This window comes from Streptomyces sp. PA03-5A (genome assembly GCF_033792725.1).
In the GTDB taxonomy this organism is placed as follows: Bacteria; Actinomycetota; Actinomycetes; order Streptomycetales; family Streptomycetaceae; genus Actinacidiphila.
In genome coordinates, this window is record NZ_JARAVL010000085.1 from 1 (window position 1) to 1,332 (window position 1,332).

1 protein-coding gene is annotated in these 1,332 nt (G+C 69.9%); it reads left to right on the top strand.

The genetic code is table 11. The features are described 5' to 3' along the window. The first annotated feature begins 141 nt into the window (after positions 1-141). Entirely contained in the window at positions 142-1,332 is a 1,191-nt protein-coding gene (locus tag PV410_RS44575) for a zinc-dependent alcohol dehydrogenase (protein WP_500332390.1), read from the top strand.

A 1,332-nucleotide genomic window follows, 5' to 3' on the forward strand; every position in this document is an offset into this window, starting at 1 on the left:
TCACGCGTTCCCGGACCGTACGGTCTCTAACGCCCCCGGCACTGACCGGCCAGATGAGCATGCGGACGGGCGGTTCACCGGCGTGTCCTCGGGTACCCGATGGTCCTGCCGTGAGGGACAACCGCGAGGAAGTGATCGATCATGCGGGCGACCGTGTGGCACGGCAAGCACGACGTACGGGTCGAGACCGTGCCCGACCCCCGGATCGAAGAGCCGACCGACGCGGTGGTGCGCATGACGTCCACCGGCCTGTGCGGATCGGACCTGCACCTGTACGAGGTCCTCGCCCCGTTCATGACGCCCGGCGACATCCTGGGGCACGAACCCATGGGCATCGTCGAGGAGACCGGCTCCGAGGTGGACAACCTGGCGCCCGGCGACCGCGTCGTGGTGCCGTTCCAGATCGCCTGCGGCACCTGCTACATGTGCCGCGAGGGGCTGCCGACGCAGTGCGAGACGACCCAGGTCACCGAGTACGGCTGCGGGGCGGAGCTCTTCGGCTACACCAAGCTCTACGGGCGTGTCCCCGGGGCCCAAGCGGAGTACCTACGGGTGCCGCAGGCGCAGTTCGGCCCGATCAAGGTTCCGGACGGGCCGCCCGACGACCGGTACGTCTACCTCTCCGACGTCCTGCCCACGGCCTGGCAGGCGGTGAAGTACGCCGACGTCCCCCAGGGCGGCAGCGTGGTCGTCCTGGGACTGGGGCCGATCGGCGACATGTGCTGCCGCGTCGCCCGCCACCTGGGCGCGGGCAAGGTCATCGGGGTCGACCACGTACCGGAACGGCTGACCAGGGCGCGCCGTGACGGCGCCCAGGTCTTCAGCCTCGACGAGTACGAGGACCAGGACGATCTCGTGAAGGCCGTACGGAACGCCACCGACGGCCGCGGCCCGGACGCCGTGATCGACGCGGTGGGTACCGAGGCCCACGGCAGCACCCTCGGGAAGCTGGTCCAGCAGTCCGCCGGTCTGCTGCCCCGCGCCTGGGCGGCCAAGCTCATGCAAAACGTCGGCGTCGACCGCCTCGGGGCCCTGCACCTGGCCATCGAACTGGTCCGCCGCGGCGGCACGATCTCGGTGAGCGGCGTGTACGGCGGCATGACCGACCCGCTGCCGATGCTGACCCTGTTCGACAAGCAGATCCAGTTGCGCATGGGCCAGGCGAACGTCCGGCGCTGGAGCGACGAGATCCTCCCGCTCCTGACCGACGAGGACCCGCTCGGCGTGGACGGCTTCGCCACACACCACGTCTCGCTGGAGGAGGCCCCGCAGGCCTACGACATGTTCCAGAAGAAGGCCGACGGTGCCATCAAGGTCCTCATGCACCCGTGA

Coding starts and splice junctions, on each gene's coding strand:
- PV410_RS44575 (WP_500332390.1), top strand. CDS start 142: ATGCGGGCGACCGTGTGGCACGGCAAGCACGACGTACGGGTCGAGACC.